General features: G+C 44.9%; 14 protein-coding genes. 4 read left to right on the forward strand and 10 right to left on the reverse strand.

The window, feature by feature from the left end; all coding sequences use genetic code 11:
- Positions 1–8: 8 nt before the first annotated feature.
- From L3C95_RS29270 to L3C95_RS29285, 4 genes are all read left to right on the forward strand, one after another.
- A complete protein-coding gene (locus tag L3C95_RS29270) occupies positions 9–1,457 on the forward strand; it encodes a HEAT repeat domain-containing protein (RefSeq protein WP_236393821.1) in 1,449 nt (482 codons plus the stop codon).
- A 93-nt stretch (positions 1,458–1,550) separates the two neighbouring features.
- A complete protein-coding gene (locus tag L3C95_RS29275) occupies positions 1,551–1,961 on the forward strand; it encodes a hypothetical protein (RefSeq protein ID WP_236393822.1) in 411 nt (136 codons plus the stop codon).
- A gap of 409 nt (positions 1,962–2,370) precedes the next feature.
- Complete coding sequence (locus tag L3C95_RS29280; protein ID WP_236393823.1) at positions 2,371–5,001, forward strand: glycoside hydrolase family 2 protein; 2,631 nt, start codon at positions 2,371–2,373, stop codon at positions 4,999–5,001.
- Between the two features lie 480 nt (positions 5,002–5,481).
- A complete protein-coding gene (locus L3C95_RS29285; protein WP_236393824.1) occupies positions 5,482–6,216 on the forward strand; it encodes a hypothetical protein in 735 nt (244 codons plus the stop codon).
- Here L3C95_RS29285 and L3C95_RS29290 read toward each other — a convergent pair.
- The 10 genes from L3C95_RS29290 to L3C95_RS29335 all read right to left on the reverse strand — a co-directional run bounded on the left by L3C95_RS29290 (position 6,200) and on the right by L3C95_RS29335 (position 18,204).
- Positions 6,200–7,438 (reverse strand): WcaI family glycosyltransferase, encoded by a 1,239-nt coding sequence (locus L3C95_RS29290; protein ID WP_236393825.1) that lies wholly within the window; start codon positions 7,436–7,438, stop codon positions 6,200–6,202. The two genes, L3C95_RS29285 and L3C95_RS29290, sit on opposite strands and share 17 nt — an antisense overlap.
- 9 nt (positions 7,439–7,447) lie before the next feature.
- Positions 7,448–8,854 carry an undecaprenyl-phosphate glucose phosphotransferase gene (locus L3C95_RS29295; RefSeq protein ID WP_236393826.1) on the reverse strand — a complete coding sequence of 469 codons (1,407 nt, stop codon included), beginning with the start codon at positions 8,852–8,854 and terminating at the stop codon, positions 7,448–7,450.
- A gap of 125 nt (positions 8,855–8,979) precedes the next feature.
- On the reverse strand, positions 8,980–9,717 hold the full coding sequence (locus L3C95_RS29300) for an FkbM family methyltransferase (RefSeq protein WP_236393827.1): 738 nt from the start codon (positions 9,715–9,717) through the stop codon (positions 8,980–8,982).
- Positions 9,714–10,817, reverse strand: a complete 1,104-nt coding sequence (locus L3C95_RS29305) for a glycosyltransferase family 4 protein (RefSeq protein WP_236393828.1) — start codon at positions 10,815–10,817, stop codon at positions 9,714–9,716. Before L3C95_RS29305 ends, L3C95_RS29300 begins: the two co-directional genes overlap by 4 nt.
- Before the next feature lie 3 nt (positions 10,818–10,820).
- Entirely contained in the window at positions 10,821–12,260 is a 1,440-nt protein-coding gene (locus L3C95_RS29310; RefSeq protein ID WP_236393829.1) for a hypothetical protein, read from the reverse strand.
- Positions 12,261–12,263: 3 nt separating this feature from the next.
- Complete coding sequence (locus L3C95_RS29315) at positions 12,264–13,166, reverse strand: glycosyltransferase family A protein (protein ID WP_236393830.1); 903 nt, start codon at positions 13,164–13,166, stop codon at positions 12,264–12,266.
- A gap of 6 nt (positions 13,167–13,172) precedes the next feature.
- The gene (locus L3C95_RS29320; protein WP_236393831.1) at positions 13,173–13,817 is read right to left on the reverse strand and encodes a class I SAM-dependent methyltransferase; all 645 of its coding nucleotides are present in this window, start codon (positions 13,815–13,817) and stop codon (positions 13,173–13,175) included.
- Positions 13,810–14,505 (reverse strand): FkbM family methyltransferase, encoded by a 696-nt coding sequence (locus L3C95_RS29325; protein ID WP_236393832.1) that lies wholly within the window; start codon positions 14,503–14,505, stop codon positions 13,810–13,812. The genes L3C95_RS29320 and L3C95_RS29325 overlap by 8 nt, the downstream gene beginning before the upstream one ends.
- A complete protein-coding gene (locus L3C95_RS29330; RefSeq protein ID WP_236393833.1) occupies positions 14,502–15,848 on the reverse strand; it encodes a flippase in 1,347 nt (448 codons plus the stop codon). Before L3C95_RS29330 ends, L3C95_RS29325 begins: the two co-directional genes overlap by 4 nt.
- Positions 15,841–18,204, reverse strand: coding sequence for a GumC family protein (locus L3C95_RS29335; protein WP_236393834.1), 2,364 nt, complete (start codon positions 18,202–18,204; stop codon positions 15,841–15,843). The genes L3C95_RS29330 and L3C95_RS29335 overlap by 8 nt, the downstream gene beginning before the upstream one ends.
- Position 18,205 lies beyond the last annotated feature (1 nt).

An 18,205-nucleotide genomic window follows, 5' to 3' on the forward strand; every position in this document is an offset into this window, starting at 1 on the left:
TGAACATGATGAAGAAGTTACTATCCATAATTTTCTTTTTAGGTTGCATCAGTGTGAATGCACAGCGCGTGCAGCATCCTTATGCAGCGAGGATCAACCGCATCCTGGAACGATTGCCGGCAGGCAATCAGGAGCAGCTCGACAGCTGTATGATGCAGATCGGATCTTTAGGGGCTGCAGGACTGACTGAAATGGCGTTAATGTTACATGCTCCCGGCAAGGGTGACAATACCCGCTTACAGTTAGCATTGTCAGGATATGCCGCTTATATTTCAACGGCTTCACGTGAAGAAATGCGTAAAACAGCGATGTTGGCCTGGTCAAAAGCGTTGACAGTAACTAAGCAGGCAGAGAACAAAATTTTCCTGATCGATCAGCTGCAGCTTTTTGGTGATAAGCGTGTGGTGCCGGTATTAAAGCAATATTTATTGCAGCCGCGCTTTTGTGATCCTGCCGTCCGTGTATTGATACACATAGGTGGTTCTGAACCATTAATCGCGATGGAAGCTGCATTAGAAAAAGTGCAGAGCGACACCTGTGAGATCTGTCTTATAAAGGCATTGGGCGACTTACGCTATCTGGCTGCAGAAAGCGCTATCATTAAAAGAACGCAGTCTGACAATCCCGTGTTGAGAAGAACCGCTTTGTTTGCGTTGGCGAATATTGTGGGTGGAGATAGTGGTCCTGTACTGGAAGCAGCTGCGGAGAAAGCAGGGTATGGATATGACATCACGGGTGCAACAGCAGCCTATTTATTGTATGTTGCAAATCTTGGACATCAGTGGCCTACAACGCCCGCCATGACTGCAGCCACGAATTTATTGAAAAGATGTAAAGGAGATAGTCTGGAACATGTCCGTATTGCTGCTTTAAAAATAGTTGCAGATGTGCTGGATTACGATGCCACTAATACGTTAATGATAGCGGCAGACAGTAAAGATCATAAATATAGCGCTGCCGCACTGGTCTTCGCTGCAAGGATTATGAACGCTGCGAATGCGGAAGCCTGGATACAGAAGGCAGAGCGTGTTGACGCCGGTAAAAGAGCCGCAATAATTGCAATGTTGGCAAACAGTAAGCAACGTGCTGCAATATCTTTATTTACAAAAGCGTTAAAAGATAACGATCCTCAGGTCAGAATGGCTGCGATCCAGGCAGCGGGACAATTACAAAGTATAGAGATGCTCAGCCCTCTGCTGGTTGCCATGAAAACAGCAGATACTTCAACGGCAAAAGCGATAGGAGATGTTTTACTGACCATCAGGAGCAGCGAAGTACCTGGTCATATAGCAGTAGCAATGCAACATGCACCTTCATTTATGCAGGTTATTTTGTTACAGGTGCTGGCGCAAAAACAGGCGGTAGGACAGGAGCGGTTGATCAGGTTATTGCTAAACAGCCCTGATCCGGCAGTTGTACAGGCCGCAAAGTCAACACTGTCGGCTATAGGATTATAAAAAGCGTTTGTGGCATCCTATTTGATATTAAACAGATATCTAATAACTCTTATAATATCAATCTATATTAAATCACTGTCAATCGGCTCTATTATGAAATCACTCTTGCTTCTGCCCATGCTGATGTTGGGGATACTATTCACCAGCTGCAAAAAGGAAGAAATTATTCAGGAGGTAGTCCAACCTAACCGTACCATTATTTTTGAGGTGAAGTCTACTTCATGGCAATTTGATAATACTACCAAAACCTGGTTCGCAGAACTTCCTATCGACGAAATAGACGACTATGTAAATCAGAATAGTGGTATACTGGTATATATTTCCGGGGATCAGGAACTCTGGGAAGCCATTCCAAACGTATTTAACGGATCTACTTACGTCTATACTTATACAAATGGTCGTTTGTATCTTGAAGTGCAGGGCGCTGACGGGGCTACCGTTAATCCACCCGGTGCTACAACCTGGGCAAAGGTTGTAATTGTGGACTCGGCTCCTATTCCATAATAAATAGCAGTTTATAAAAAGGGGAAAGGTGATTATATCACTTTTCCCCTTTTTTTATGCCCGTGGACAGCTAACCTTCAGGTAAGCGGTATACTTCGGGAAACCAGGCACTTTCCGGTTCCTCAACGCTGTATCTTTGTCAAGGTTTATTTATGCACTTAAATGCATAGTATAACAGTTGTAGGTTTAAACAGTTGCTGGTTTAGTCTTATACCAGCATTTTTTTTAATATTCCTCCTGTGAGTAATAGAGAATTCTCCAATGATGATGCATTATTATTCCTGATTTTTTTCCGTTACCGTCTATCCAATATTACCCCTTCTGTATTTTGATTTTGAACTTTCAACCTATATTTTTGTCTGAATAGTGAACAAGGGGGATTCACTACCTATAAACTCTCATGCTTATTATGGTTCGGAAATTACTGAATGCAACAGGTCTTTTATTAGCACCGTTTTTACCGTTGGCTGCACAAAGCCAATATGAACTGAACAGTGGATGGCAATGTAACAATATTGCGAAGGTCACTGTGAAAGGAGAGGCGCTTTCTGCTCCTTCCTACAAGCTTTCAGGCTGGTTACCCGCCACTGTACCCGGTACGGTGCTGACCACGCTGCTGAACAACAAGTTGGTGCCTGATCCCTTCTATGGAATGAACAACCAGCAGATCCCGGATATTTATACTACGGGCAGAGATCATTATACCTACTGGTTTGTAAAAGATTTCACGGAGCAGCTACCGGCTGCCGACGGACAAGTCTGGCTGCACTTCAGGGGAGTAAATGACGGTTGTGATATTTACCTGAACGGCCACCGTCTGAATGCACAGACTCATTTTGGCACATATCTGCGCCATTCCTATAATATTACTCAATGGTTGGCCAAAGATGGTAAGAACCGCCTGGCAGTGGTGGTATATCCTCCGGCTGTAGTCGGAAATCCCAACGGTGGTCAGGGGGGCGACGGAACCATCGCAAAGAATGTTGGTCCTCAGTACACAGCGGGATGGGACTGGATCCAGCCAATGCGTGACCGTAACACCGGTATATGGGATAAGGTAACCATTGAGAAGACGGGCGCTGTCCGCATCAAAGATCCACAGATCATTACAAAAGTACCTGGTGTAAGATTGCCGGAGGGAAAACAGGCGCCTGCCAACATACTTGTTGGCGCTACACTGGAGAACGCAACAGGAAAGAGCATAACCGGTACGCTGCGTTATCAGCTGGCGGGCAGTACCGCTTCCCGGAAAGTGACATTGGCACCACATGCCACCACTACAGTGCAATTGCCTGATATGGAGCTGAAAGAGCCGAAGTTATGGTGGCCAAGCGGTTATGGTCCGCAGGACATGTACAAACTTCAGCTGGAATTTGTGGATAATGCCGGTGTGGATGATACGGAAGAGGTGAGTTTTGGTGTAAGGGAAATACAGACGTATTGGAATGCACATACCAATAGCCGGGAAACAGCTGTAAATGGCCAGAAGATATTCATTAAAGGTGGTAACTGGATCACCTCGGACGCCATGTTCCGCTTCAGCAGGGAACGTTATGATGCGGAAATACGTTTTCACAGGGACATGAACCTGAACCTGATCCGTATCTGGGGCGGGAGCCTGACGGAGAGACCGGAGTTCTATGAAGCCTGCGACAAATATGGTCTGCTGGTATTCCAGGACTTCTGGATGTCAGGCGATTGTAACGGCAGATGGGTAGATCCTATGAAGAAAGAAGATCAATGGACGCGCCGCCGCTATCCTGACGATCATAACCTGTTCATCGAATCAGTAGCTGACCAGATTAAAATGTTGCGTAACCATGCTTCGCTGGCTTACTGGTGTGGTGGTAACGAAATCACTCCTCCTGTAGACATCCTGGCAGCTATCAAGGATTCATTGTTACCGTCGCTGGACAATACCCGTTTCTTCTTCCATTACTCCAATACAGACAGTATGTCTTACAATACTTTAGGTGGTAATGGAGACGGACCTTACAATATCCAGCCACTGTCAGTTTTCTGGAACGAAAGAACATTCCCTTTCAATTCAGAGGTAGGATCTGTAGGAGTAGGTGATTACGAATCACTGGAGCGTTTCATTCCGGCTGCGAATATGAAAGTGCCTCAGAACGTAAAAGGAGGGATAGATTCTGTATGGGACTATCATAAATACATCCCTTACTTCGATTTTGTAGATCCGTACGGCAAGCCCAAAGATGTAAAGGACTTCGCCAATAAAGCGCAGCTGGTGAATTACGATCAGTACCGCGGTTTGATGGAAGGATTCAGCGCGCATATGTGGGACTGGTATACAGGGGTGATCATCTGGAAAACCCAAAACCCGTGGACTGCTTTACGCGGTCAGATGTATGACTACTATCTGGATCCCAATGCCTGTCTGTATGGTAACCGTACGGGGGCTGCTCTGGTGCATGTGATGTGCAATCCAACTGATGGTAATATATATACGGTAAATAACACCTTCAGATATTATAATGATGTAATGCTGGAACTGAATGCCTATGATATGAAGGGCCAGAAAAAACAGCTTACCCAGGTATTTGCTGAGATCAGCCCTAAGACAGTCCAGAAATATCTCTCTGTAAAAGGAGCGATGGAAAAAATGGGGGCGAAGGAAGGTATGTTCCTGTCAGCCCGTTTAAGGGACAAAGACCAGCAGGTCATAGATGATAACCTGTACTGGTTCCCTGACAGTACCGGCAATTACTCCGGCTTGCAGAAAATGGAGGCAGCGAAAGTACAGATCGTGGCACAAAAGGCTGGCGCTGACAGTATTAGGGTAAAGATCAGCAATCAGGCCAATGGACCGATTGCTTTTTTCAACCGCGTATCGCTGGTAGACAGCAAAACAAAGAAGCGTATCCTGCCTGTTTTTTATAATGATAACTATGTATCCGTATTGCCGGGTGAAGAGAAGATCGTGACGATCAGTGGTGAAGCGATCGGAAAAAGCGGTAATGCAGTTGTTACTGTTTCCGGATGGAATTTAGCGGAACAAACTATCAATATTGCTAAGTGATCATGATAACTTTTTAAGGTCAGGGGTCGGAAAATAGTATTCCGGCCCCTTTTCATTTTTATCTGAAAAGGGGTATTTTTTACCTTTCCGGACCGGGAATGAGTATTCCTGTCCACTAAAAGTGAAAAAAGTTTATGAGCATCTTTTGCGCTCACAAGTCATTGTTAATGATAGAGATTACATGGTTTTTCTATCTGGTTCCACGATATGGTCTTATTGTATTATTAATATAAAAAAATATTAATAAATAAACTATTTACTATATTTATTACTCGGTTTACACCTATTCCAAGTATTATGCCAACATTGAGATTGTCGTTTTTATCTGATTTAGTAGATTTTTCCGGTATCCGGAATGTCAGGAGCTGGTCGGCTAGTAGCAGGTGTATCCCCATGAAACCATTTAAACGGAATCTTATTTCAAAATATTGTTTGAAATACTATCGTAATAATATTAAGAGTTTTGATGAATATTCAGCAATGCGGCAATATTTCTTATTAGTAATTATTGGTATCTCAGCGTTATTAGTGGGATGCGGTGGCGGCGGTGGCGGCAAAGAGACCACGTGCCCTTCGCAAAACCCTGTAATAAATTCTAACGCTCCTCTGGGCCAGAATGACGTCCTGAAATTATCTGTTTTCGGTATCGCTGAACCTAAAAGCTATACCTGGGAAGGACCAAACGGCTTTGTATCTCACGAAAAGTCTCCTGAAATACCTAATCCCCCTAAAGGGAACCAGGTATACACACTCAGTGTGGTAACAAATGCCGGATGTACCTATACCGTGAGCTCGGGTTCTATTATTGTAACAGGTCCATGGAATCCCTGTGGTCTGGATAGTAACGTCTTAAAGATCAACCAGGTCACTCAGGTATCTTTCACCAGGGTACAGGGAATGGTTAACGGCGCTAACTACCTTATTCAGGCGGACAATGGTGGTCTGGCCCTGGCCAACTTCGAATTCCCAGGTAATCAGCCTCCGGTTGAAGGTCAATACGCCGTGGATGCAACTGCAGGCACTATAGGTGGCGGTAAGGCGAGGGTAACCTTCAACGTTACTACGCAGTCGCCTTTTACTGCAACTGAGGGTACTGTATATGTAGCACTAAATGGTACCACCACGATGGTAAGCTTCTGTAACGTGAAATTCACTTCTACAAATAACGGAGCGACGAATACCACCGGTGGGGCCAATATTATGTGGAAGCCCTGATGACCTGATCCAAACGCGACATTATTTTATCTATAGCCAAATAATTAAGAGCATATTCCCGGGCATTCCTGGTGATATGCTCTTGTGTTTTATTAATTGCCCGGCAGATGCCTTCTTTTAAGGCCTCGATGTTGTCCGCATCTACAACAATCCCGATATTATTCTCCTTTACAAGTGCATGTAAACTGGTATGTTCATTAGCCGTTACCAGTGCGAGCCCACCCACCGCCAATATAGTGGTAAGCTTTGAAGGCATGACCAGGTCACCTGCACTGGCTTTCTGGATGACCAGGTGTACATCTGCCATGTTCAACAGACGGTTAAATCTGTCAAAAGGTTCCGGATCACGGAAATAAACATTGTCCAGTTGTAAGCTGGCTGCCTGTAGCCGCAGTTGTTCCCGGTAAGGGCCGGCTCCACAAATAAGGAATTTTACACGCACATCATTTTTCATGCTATCAGCCATCTGAAGGATCGCTTCCAATCCCTGCTTTTCTCCGATAGCACCGGCATATAATATCACTTTATCAGCAACCGTGAAGCCGTATTCAGTTTTAATCTCTTCCCGGTTCTCCAGTGGATGGAAAAATGTCACGTCAACCCAGTTCGGGAGAAAGGATACCTGCTGTGTTGTTTTCTCCTGTACCTTTTTCATCATGCCATCAGAAATACTGCTGACAATATCTGCATGGCGCAATATGTACCTTTCCATACGGAATAAAGACCTCATCAGAACAGGGGACGATATCATTTTCAGATCACGGGCTGCTTCAATCTGCAAATCCTGTATGTGATAAAGAAACCTGGCTCCGCGGATTTTTTTGTAGAGTATCGCCAGTAATCCCATGTGAAAGGGAGGAGCTACCACCACTACTATATCTATCTTACGCGTGAGCAGTTGCTGTAATAATTTCACTGTTACAGACAGCCCAAAGGAGAAGTCCATCAGCAACCTCTTTTTTCCTGAGGGATGAGCCGGAATATACTGTGGACATCGGTAAACCGTAATATTGCTTTCATCTGCTACTTCTTTCCGGAACCAATACCTGCTTTTCTGATAGGGCGCCTGCACCTTCCACTGAGGATAGTGTGGGAAGGATGTAATGACAGTACAATCATAGCCATTGTCTGCCAGCCATCTGATCATCTCTCCGTTATATTTTCCAATGCCTGTGAGCTCCGGTGCAAAGTTTCCACCTATCAATAGTAAACGTTTGAGCATATGTTGCTGTCAATAGGCGTTTTTATCTCCTTTAATCATATTCATCATTGTCTGGAAAATGATCTGGCAATCCAGCCAGAAGCTATAGTTTTCTATGTACCAGATATCAAGGTCCACACGTTTCTGCATCTGTCCGGAAAAGCGGGTTTCCCCTCTGCAGCCATTTACCTGCGCCCAGCCGGTAATACCGGGTTTAACCATTTGTCTGAGCATGTAGTGTTCCACCGTTTCCCTGGCTTCGATATGCAGCGGAGTGGCATGGGGGCGTGGTCCTACAAAAGACATATTGCCCATCAGCACATTGATGCATTGCGGCAACTCATCCAGGTTTGTTTTACGCAGGAAGCGCCCAATACTTGTCACACGCTGATCGTCGCGTGTGGCCTGCATGAACTTCCCGTGCTCGTCCACTTCAGACGCCTGCACTTTCATAGAACGGAATTTGTAGCAGGTAATCATTTTATTTTTAAGGCCCCATCGTTCCTGCTTAAAGAGTACAGGACCTTTGGAAGTCATTTTTATCAATATGGCGATCAGTATAAAAAGCCAGCAAAAGGCTATCAGAATAAATAGTGTGAAGCAAATGTCAAAGGCCCGTTTCATGCGTTGGTGGCCGGGATCATCCAGGGCGAACGAGCGTATGTTCACCAGGGGAATGGTGCCCAGCAGATTCATACTGGACGTAGGCGTACAATACTGATGTACGTCTGCGATGATCTTTACCCTTTTAGCAGCTCTCTCACTCGCCATAATGATCCCTGCTGTTTGTTCTTTGGCAGTTTCAGGCAGTGCAACGATCACATCGTCAATTTCATTGGATTCGAGAATATGTGTCAGCTCAGAGAGCTTACCCAGATAACGGACATTTATCTGCGTATTGTTATGGTCATCTACAAAACCCACACACTTGTAACCAAAATGATTATTGGCAGTAATAGTATGATAAAAGTTCATACCTGTCTGTCCGGTGCCAACAATCAACACATTTGTGGGATTGCTGTGGTGAGTAGCTCTCCAGCGTAACATCAGCTTCTTCACAATGTATTTCGTAGTAATAATGCCGCTGAATAAATAACCGCCATACAGCAAAGTGAAGGTACGCGGATAAGGATATAATTTAAAAAAGTAAAAGAACAGGAATGAAAATAAACAGACGTGTAACAAGACATTTTTGAGAATAGCTACAAACTCAATGGCGAAAGATGTGCTCTTTTTGTAGTCGTCATACAGATGCAGCGACGTGCCGGTTACCGTCCATGTCACAAGACTTACAAACAGTAAGAATATATTGAGGTTCGATAAGAATACGTCTCCCTTTGCTGCGATGTACCGTCTTGTTAATAAAAACGCGGCAGTCAATACCATGTAGTCAATGGTCTGCCTTAAAAACTGACTTGCATGAATACGCGGTTTCATATGAGTGTCGGTTTGGAAGCGTTATGGATAAGAGGTCGGGGTATACTCATAATTGAGCCTGTTGCTGATAATAGACTTTGGGGGTAATGGAAATACAATGCAAGTGGCTTTAGCTGTAGTAAATGTTATTTTTTTCGTTTGTACAGAAGATCCATCTGCAGGATCTGCAATTCGTCTGTTTGTAAAAATCCTACCGGTGCAATAAATTCAAAGCCAAGCTCTTTCACATAATTGTGCATTTCATCGAACAGTGGCTCTCCGTCGTACATCTGGACAAACGAAGTTTCGAACAGCAGATAGTCGATTTCTTTCAGGCAATTCACCGCTCCCTTGAGCACTTCCTTTTCAAAACCCTGTACGTCCAGCTTCAATAATACCGGATGGTTGACCGGAATAGTGGGCAGCAGGTCGTCCATACATTTTACATGCACGCTGATCTGGTCTGCAGCTGCGGTTTGCGGCATGAGCTGTTGTTGCAATGACGAAACATGTAAAGCTGAGCTGGCGTGTGAATAATGATTAGCGTAGAAGTCCAGTGTTCCATTTGTACTACCTAGTGCAAAGTTGTAAGTGTGTATGCCCGGCACATTGCGTGTATTTTGCTTTAGTGCAGCATACACGGCCGGTATCGGTTCAAAGGAATGAATACCGGCTTTGGGATAAAAATGCATAGCTGATAAGGCAAATTGTCCCTTGTTAGCGCCTACATCCAGAATAGTGTTGATTTCAGGGATGTAGCGCTTACAATTGTGTAGTAGTTGTGTAGAAGCAATGGATACGCCTTTTTTCAATAGTGACGTTAATCCTCTGCCGGATTGTGAGAAAACTTTAGCCGCTTCTGCTAACTTGAAAATGAGGTTCATAACGAAAATTTATTGTTCCAGCAATCTTTATAAAAACGTATTGTCTCCCGTACACTCTTTTGCCAGGTGAAGGACCTGGCTTGTGTAAGACCAGCCTGTATAACTTGCTGGCGGAATGTCCCGTTTTCCAGCAGTAATATTTTTTCTGCAAAGGCTTCTGCAGTTATAACGGTGGTAAGTAACCCTGCATTACCTGTTACTTCAGGGATGGAAGTACAGTTAGTAGCCACAACCGGACAACCGGCTTTCATGGCTTCCCCCGGTGGAAATCCAAATCCTTCATAGGAGGAAGGGTAGAGCAGGCACCATGCATAATTGTAAAGAATGTTCAGTTCAGAGGGAAGCACATTTTCTAAGACAACATAACGGCCGCGGATCTTTTCTTCAGCCAGCAATTGTTCCTGCCTTGTCCACATGCCACCGCCTGCAATGACCAGTTTATAGTGGGCTGGCAGCAGTGCAATGGTATCCAGTGCAATGTTGAAATTTTTATAATTGTTCCGGCCGCCTACATACAATATGTAGGGAGATGTGACTCCTGCAGTCAATACAGGCGCGGAAGCATCTCTTTTATCCAGCGGAAAAAATGTATCGGCAATTCCATGATGTACTACTTTCAGCTTCCGGGGATCTGTGTCAGGGTAAAAATGGAGGAGTTCTTTCCTTGTGCTGTCGGAAATACAGATAATGCCATCTGCCCGTTTTATACCATATGCCTTTTGCGTGGTGTTTGCCAACCCACGTGGAAAAGGAGTGGCAAGCTTCCGTTCATGGGCAAAATCATGTACGGTCATAATATTTGCAACATTCTTTTGCGGTGATACGCGCAGGTAACCACCATGAAAAATGGCATTAGGCGGTAAAGTATATTGAAGGGGCAGGTAGCGCAGATATTTCGGTGGAATCCAGCTTTCACGGATACAGGGGTGCCGCCGGTAGTCGAGCTGCTGTTCGAAAATATTGGAGGGACTCAGTCCGGCGTTCAAAAAATTAACCGCCAGTCCTGCATTGCACAAACCCTGCAACAGCTCGTACCAGTAGACGGACACGCCGCCGGCTTTCTGTATAGTGAAAACGATATTGTCGAGAAATATCTGCATAGCCTAATAAGAATGATCAGGTTTATATACTGTTAATGATGGTGATTCTTCCGGTTCGTAATCACATAACAGTGCCGTAATGATCAGAAAGAGGTCTATCTGGCTGAAGAAGAAACACACCCATATAAAAGCAAAATAAGTGCTCTGAAAAAGGGGAAGTCCCGGTTTGGTTCGTGTAAGTATTGTGAAGAAGATGAGCAATGAAAAGACGCCGAATTCTGCCAGAATGTAAAACCATCTCATATTGAGGTTATGGCCGCCTATCCCATTCAGTCTGTTCTCGTAGTTCATCTGCCCGAAAAAGTATTGCGCCGGAATAAATGTACTGTTGCCAGCCCCATACCCCGACAGAAGCAGGAATGGCTGATCTTTGAAGAAGTCTACAACAGGAAGTTCCATATCCCGCTGCAGAGGCATTCCGAGTATTACATTGTCCTTCTGCCAGAACTCATTGTCGTAGCGGTATACAGATCTTTTAAATACCAGCTGGTACATTGTGTTGTTCTGGTTTTTAGCATACAGCTTGATAAAGTAATCTTTACACTCGGTGATGATCAGGAACAGGCCGATAATAATTCCGAGTGTACCTGCTATTTTGAGCCTGGTGGAAGATATCCGCGAGACTACCGTAAAAACCAGTGTAGCTGACAGCATATTGATCCAGAATGTCTGTGACACCGTCAGGATGCCCATCAGCAGAGCGAGGACTGCCATCCGGTATTCTTTATCCTTCAGGAATAAGGGGATACATAAAGAGAGAAATGCGCTGTATACTTTCGGTTCTCCGAATAATGCCTGCACACGGATACTGAAGATAAATGTGGAGGCTTCAATCATATATCGTCGTTGCATGCCCAGTATCTCTGCAAGCGTTTCATTGCCTAAGACCATCTGGCAGAACATCTGCAGGGCGGCTATCACAAACGAGAATTTCGCGATCCTTTTCATGATAGTAGAAAAGAATTCAAACGATATCCGTTCTTTGTCCTGTAGCAACTTGGCGCCGATCGCAAAAAGGGGCAGATATGTTTTTATATAGAAATAGACCGGTCGCAGGTAAAAAGCAGTTTGTTTACCAGGCGGATAATAGAAAGGATCCTTATAGAATTGTACGATCAGGAATATGGCAAAGCTTGACAAGGCTGGGAGGACCAGCAGCAGCAGGAATTTCCGGTGTATGTAGATCTCTCCTTTTATAAACAGATGTATCTGCTCAAGCATGAAGGCGACGCTTACAAAGAAAGTGGCTGTAAAGGTAGGCCCAATTTTAAGCATCGTATATGCCTCGGTGGCAAATGCATATAGTATCGCTTCCAGTGCAGTGATGCGGTTATTATAATGCAGGTGTAACAAGGTGGCGGCAATTACCAGTGGCATGGTTTCCTTGAAAACCTCTACATATATATTGCTGCTTACAAGTATATCAAAGATTGTATCCGCCATTATTTATGATATGCGTTTATACAGATTATATAAGAGCGTATTATTCCTGATGATCTTTTTCACCATGTAGAGGAAAGGGCTGCATTTAAACACCGTATCTATGGTATATGCGTCTGCTTCCTCGTCTGCGGCAATTTCAGCGGGATGAGTGAGCTGTGTGATAGTTCCGAATATCATTTTTTTAAACCATATTGGCTCAGTTCTGGTGTGTGTGGCCTCTTTTCCATAGCCGATGTTTCTGATCAGGTTTGTATTGGGCGTAATAGCAAGTCCTTTGTTGAAAAGTACCGTCAGAAACCATTGTGTGTCCCAGGTGTCCATCTTTTGTTCATAGAAGGCTTCCAGGTCCCATTTGAATTGTACAGGAATCTCATCAGGAGGTACATTCCTGTACCTGAGTAATGTGAAGTCATAATATTTCCAGGCTCGTTTCCAGGTAGCCCATCCCCATATATGCGAGTAACGCGAGAAATAATAGGAAGCATTTCCTCTGGTAACGCCGGCCTGATAATTAGTGCCCCCGATATGCATGATGCGTGTATTATCACGGTAGCGTTCCAGCAGGTTTTCACAGAAATAGTAAAAAGTCGGATCGGGCAGGCAGTCGTCTTCCAGTATAATGCCTTCTTCCACCTGCGAGAAGAACCAGTCTATAGCACTGCTTACGGCAAAGGCGCAGCCGAGGTTATGGTCCCTGAACAAGGTATGTACTTTACAGGGCCAGTCTAGTCTTTGCAATATGGCGTCCCTGGTTTCTCTGCATAGCGCCGCTTCTCCCGGCTTGTTATGACGGGGTCCGTCTGCCGCAATAAATAACTCCGGCGGTCGCTGCTCCCGTATACTTTCCAGTATGCGTATCGCTTGCTGCGGGCGGTTAAATATTAACAATAAGATAGGCGTCTTCAAGTTCAGTTATTTTATAGCTTCCAGTGCAACTGCATTTTCAAATCGCGATGCCTCTTCTACAAGCCTGAACATTTCGTCGGGACAGTCATTAAAACTGCAGGTCCGTACCTTACTAAAACCTGTCTGTTGTAATATGCCGGAGAGAGAAGGTGTATCCCACATATACAGGTGTTCCCGGTTGCCGAGCGTGGTTTGCAGCAATCCCTTCAATCCGCGTAGTCTTTGTTTTTTTCCCAACATGGTTTTCTCCAGAAATTTGATATTGGCCTCCTGGTCATTGTTGCCGAGATCCTGTACATATTCCCTTGCCGCGCTTTCCAGGTCAGGCACCACACAACGGAAGCAGCCGCCGGGTTTTAGCATCTGGTAGGTATTACGGATAGCCAGCAGGCAATCATCATATGCGAGGTGTTCAAGTACATGAGAACAGTATATGCCATCGCAGGAATTTGGAGCAACACCGGGCAGTTCTTTCAGGATGTCTCCGAGTAATACATCTTCGGGGAATGCAACGTGCATCCTGTTCCTTAACAGACCACCGATCAGTGGCAGCTGCTGAATGCGCAGGGTGGGTGACGCGTCGAAATTCTTCCAGCCTTTAGGGGCCGAGAAAGGTCCACAGCCGTATTGAACGTATAGCTTCTTACTCATGATTCATGTTTTTAAAGAAATAGGTATAATAGGTCTTCGCGAAGATGGCATATCCTGCCTGCTGCATGAATTGCCCCAGCTCACAATGCTGCATGTCAGAAAGCAGGAAGGGATCAGACTCCACCAGTATATAGGTGGGCCTGTACTTTTCCCAGTTGTTGGACCGCAGTACATCCATATCCAGTCCTTCAGCATCGATGGTCAGAAAATCAATAGACCTGCCGGCAGGCAGATAGTGATCCAGTATGTCTGCCAATGGCCATGTTTCGATCTTTTTCTCTTTTATAACACGATATTTGGGGTCTTGTGTATATTCTTCCACTTTGTGAGCGGAGAATGTATTTAAAGCCGGTTCATTGAAAATATGGTAGGTCAGGTGTTGCCTGGTGGCAGATACACCCATTTCCAGGTTGACATCCTGTGGCCGGTACCTGTCGAACAACGCTTTCGAGCCAGGCATCGGGTCTATATTAATGCCTGTCCATTTCATTTTATGAAACAGATAAGTATTCGATACACGGAACGGATGGTGTGCCCCTACGTCCACATATATGCCATTGGTCTTATTATCAAATATCCTCTTCAGTATCAGATCTTCTCCCTCCGAACTATAAGCAGGTGCGAGGTACCGGATCCTTGGGGCAACTCTTGAGGCTAGCGTGGCAATTATTTTTTTTACACTCGTCATTTCATCAAATGCTTTTCACGTATTACTGTTAGAAAATTGTCTGCAAATAGTTTCAGTGCGTCTATCATGTACCTGGTATCTCCCAGTGCCAGTGCGGGGGATAACATTTTTTGTATAAGGGATGCCAACTGACGTGTTTTGTCCAATGCCACCAGTGTCGACACAACAACCATATAAGATGCAACGGTGGCTATGGCAGCGCCGACTCCTCCCAGCGATGGAATAAGCAGAATGTTAATGGCGATGTTTACAACAAGCCCGGCACAGCTGGCATACAGATTCGTTTTGTAGGCGCCCTCTATCAGCTGGTACTGCATTAATGCTGTACTCAGAAAAACCGGGATATTGGCCCAGATATGTATGGAGAGAATGATTCCCGATTTTGGAAATTGAATACCATATAATAGCTGGGTGATCATAGCCGATGAAAAGGTCATTACCACCGCAATTGCCACACTTACCCAGAACGATAACCTTAACCATCTTTCCATGGCATGCAGATAAGCGTGCATATCGTCCTGCCTTTTTGATATCAATCCGGGCAGGAGGGCCGTAGCCAATACAGTAGGCAGTGCGTACCAGAGCTCCGATATTCTTGCCGCTGCGGCATATTCTCCCAGTTGTACAGAAGTGCCAAGTGTGTCGAGTAACAGCTGATCTGCTTTTACATACAGCAGGATCAATATACCAGTGAACATCAATGGCCAGCTGTGCAGGAAAAGGTGTTTTATCTCTGATAAACTGATCGCCGTAAAAAGACGATGACCGTCTTTCAGGTAGAAGATCAGTATAGTGAGATACGTCAGCACCAATTCAGCAAATGACAGCCATACAAACTGAAGCAGGGTTCCATCGAGGTAAACAAATACTATTTTGATGATGCAGAAGGCCACAAAGAAGCTGACCTTGGGAATGATCACCTTTTGTACTTCATTCTTTGCCTGGTAGAAGTAATCGAATACATCGAAACTCAGCAATACGATGTTTAACGCCGTGATGATGGTGCAATGAAGGTACACCTCTGAGTGCCGTCTGGTGGCGTATACAATGGCAGCGCAGAACAGGAACGCCATAATGCCTGCAGTAAAACGTATAGCTAATGTAGACGCGATGATTTTATCCTCTCTTTCCGGAAAGGATACCGCCTCTTTTACTACCACCTTGTCAAGTCCCAGTATAGCAATGCTACCCACTATCGCCGTCAGGGCAATAGCGTAGTTCCATATGCCAAAGGCCTCTGGCCCGATATGACGGGCTATCATTGCGATAGTGATGAGACCTATGAACAACCTGGCAAGTTTATCTACCAGCAACCAACCGCTATTTTTAAATATCTTATGCAATCCTTTGTTTCATTTTTTTAGCAAACGTTGACCACATCCTGGCTTTATCTCTGTTCTCAGAATAAGAATAATGATCATAGTAGTAGTAAGGATAGAAAGAGTCCTGTTCTATACCATTGAAAATGACCCCCGTTTTGCGGAAGAAGCTTTCCCTGACGTTTTCAGCTACAGCAGTCATCTTGGACTTCAGCGTAAAGTTGTAGCGTACCATAAACAGGGTACAGTCCACATATGGTGCGAGGCTCTTCGAGTCTGACACTATACCGATCGGAGCGGTATCAATGATGATATAATCAAACCGCTGCTTTAATGTCTCCAGTAATGTCTTCATCCGGTTGCTTTCAATCAGCTCAACAGGGTTGGGCGGGATAGGACCGGAAGATATCAGGTACAAACTTTCTGTACCCGGTACTTTTTTGATGATCTCATCTATCGTTTTGCTTTCCACCATATAGCTGGTTACACCAATCTGATTATCCAACCCGAGAGAGCGGGATAATTTCGGTTTGCGCAGATCCAGCTCCAGGAGTATGGCTTTTTTATTGTTAACAGTCAGTGCATTGCCCAGGTGAGCCGTCATAAAAGTCTTTCCTTCGCCGGAAATGCTGGAGGTGATCATGATGGTAGCAGCGCTGTGATGTTCATTCAGCAGGAAGCGCAGGTTAGTACGAAGATTGAAGATCTGTTCAAGTAACACTGACCTGTTATGGAGCGACATGTCCTTTCCTTTTGTTTCATCCTGGTAGATCTCTGCCATGACAGGTCTGCCAAATGCCTGTTCTATTTCTGACTTATCAAGCACTTTGTTGTTCAGGAAATATTTGATGTAGATGTATACTGTACAAAGCATAAGGGCGGCTGCAAGGAAGCTGACGAGCACCAAAGTCTTTTTAGGTGACTCCGGTTTCGAGGGAACAAATGCAGGCGCCAGCACTTTATTGTCTGTAACATTACTGGCGTAAGAAATAGCCGCTTCTTCTTTCTTTTTCAACAGGTGCAGATACAGGTTTTCCTTCACACTCTGTTGTCTTTTGATATTGATGTACTCACGTTCATAAGCCGGAATATTGGCAATCTTGGCCTGTATCTGGTTCACCTTTGTCTGCATCTGGCTCTGCGCTACGCCGGCATTACGTTTATATCCGGAGATGTAGTTCTTGATAGTGTTCTTTGCATCATTGATCTGGGCATCCGTGTTCTGAAGGATCATACTGCCAGGTTGCAGGGAGAGGGAAAGCCTTTTTTTCTCCTTCAGCAGTTCCTCATAACGGTTGATCATACCTGTCAGGGCCTGATCTACATTACCTAATACCGGTGCAAACGGATAGTCGGTACCGGGATCATTAATATAGGACTCCACCTGGTCAAATACAGACAATTGCATATTGGCGTCATTCAGCTTCAGATCGGCTTCTTTAACCTGTTCCAGTGCCAGCTTGGAGCTGCCTTCGATGTCTGTAATGCCCCGCTGCACTTTAAACTGTTCTTCCTGTTTTTCAAGGAATCCCAGCTCATCTTTGAGTGAGTCGATACGTACATTGAGAAAGCGGATAGTTTTGAGGGCTACCCGGTTCTTATCATCCAGGGTATATTCATTATAGGTATCCAGCAGTGCATTCAGGAAGTGGGCAGTGCGGGCAGCTATCCTGTCTTCATAGGTTACCATCACAACTGTAGCATCCCTGTTGACGAGGGCTGTCCCAATATCTTCTATTTTCTTATAAGCCAGTTCTTCCACAGAGTCGATCCGCACCCTGTAGGTATTACCGGCTGCTTCGGGAACTGTTGCGTCAAAGGTGATGCTGAACTGGTTGTTGTTCACCATAAAGGGCTCGCCGGAATGTATATTGAATGTAGTGGGATCGTCGTCATGCGGATTATTGATCCAGTGTACCTGCAGGAGGTTCCTGTCTTCCCTGACGTCAAAGGTATAATTGCCTACATGTGTGCTGTCGCCGAGGAAATGCAGTGTGAGCGGATTCCGTTCATAGATTTCCTCGTTACGGAAAGTGCCTTTTACATAATAGCGTACGTTGAAACGATTATCCCGGATCACCTTTTCGACGAGGATGGGGGATTTAAGCACTTCCATTTCATTTTCAATGTTCTTACCATTGTTGAATAGAGATAATGACTTCAACAGGTCAGTCTCTTCCCCATTCTTCTTTTCATCTTTGAGATACAATTTGGCGCTCGACATATATCGTGGCCTTGCATATTTGAGATAGGCAATAGCACCGCCCGCAGCTATCAGCAGAACAATGAGGTACAGGGGCCAGTGGAATAGCAGTTTTTGGAACAGATCGCCAAGGTCTATTATGGCATTTTTATTACTAATTTCTTTATTGCGGTTCATT

The organism is Chitinophaga filiformis (assembly GCF_021646545.1).
Lineage (GTDB): Bacteria > Bacteroidota > Bacteroidia > Chitinophagales > Chitinophagaceae > Chitinophaga > Chitinophaga filiformis_A.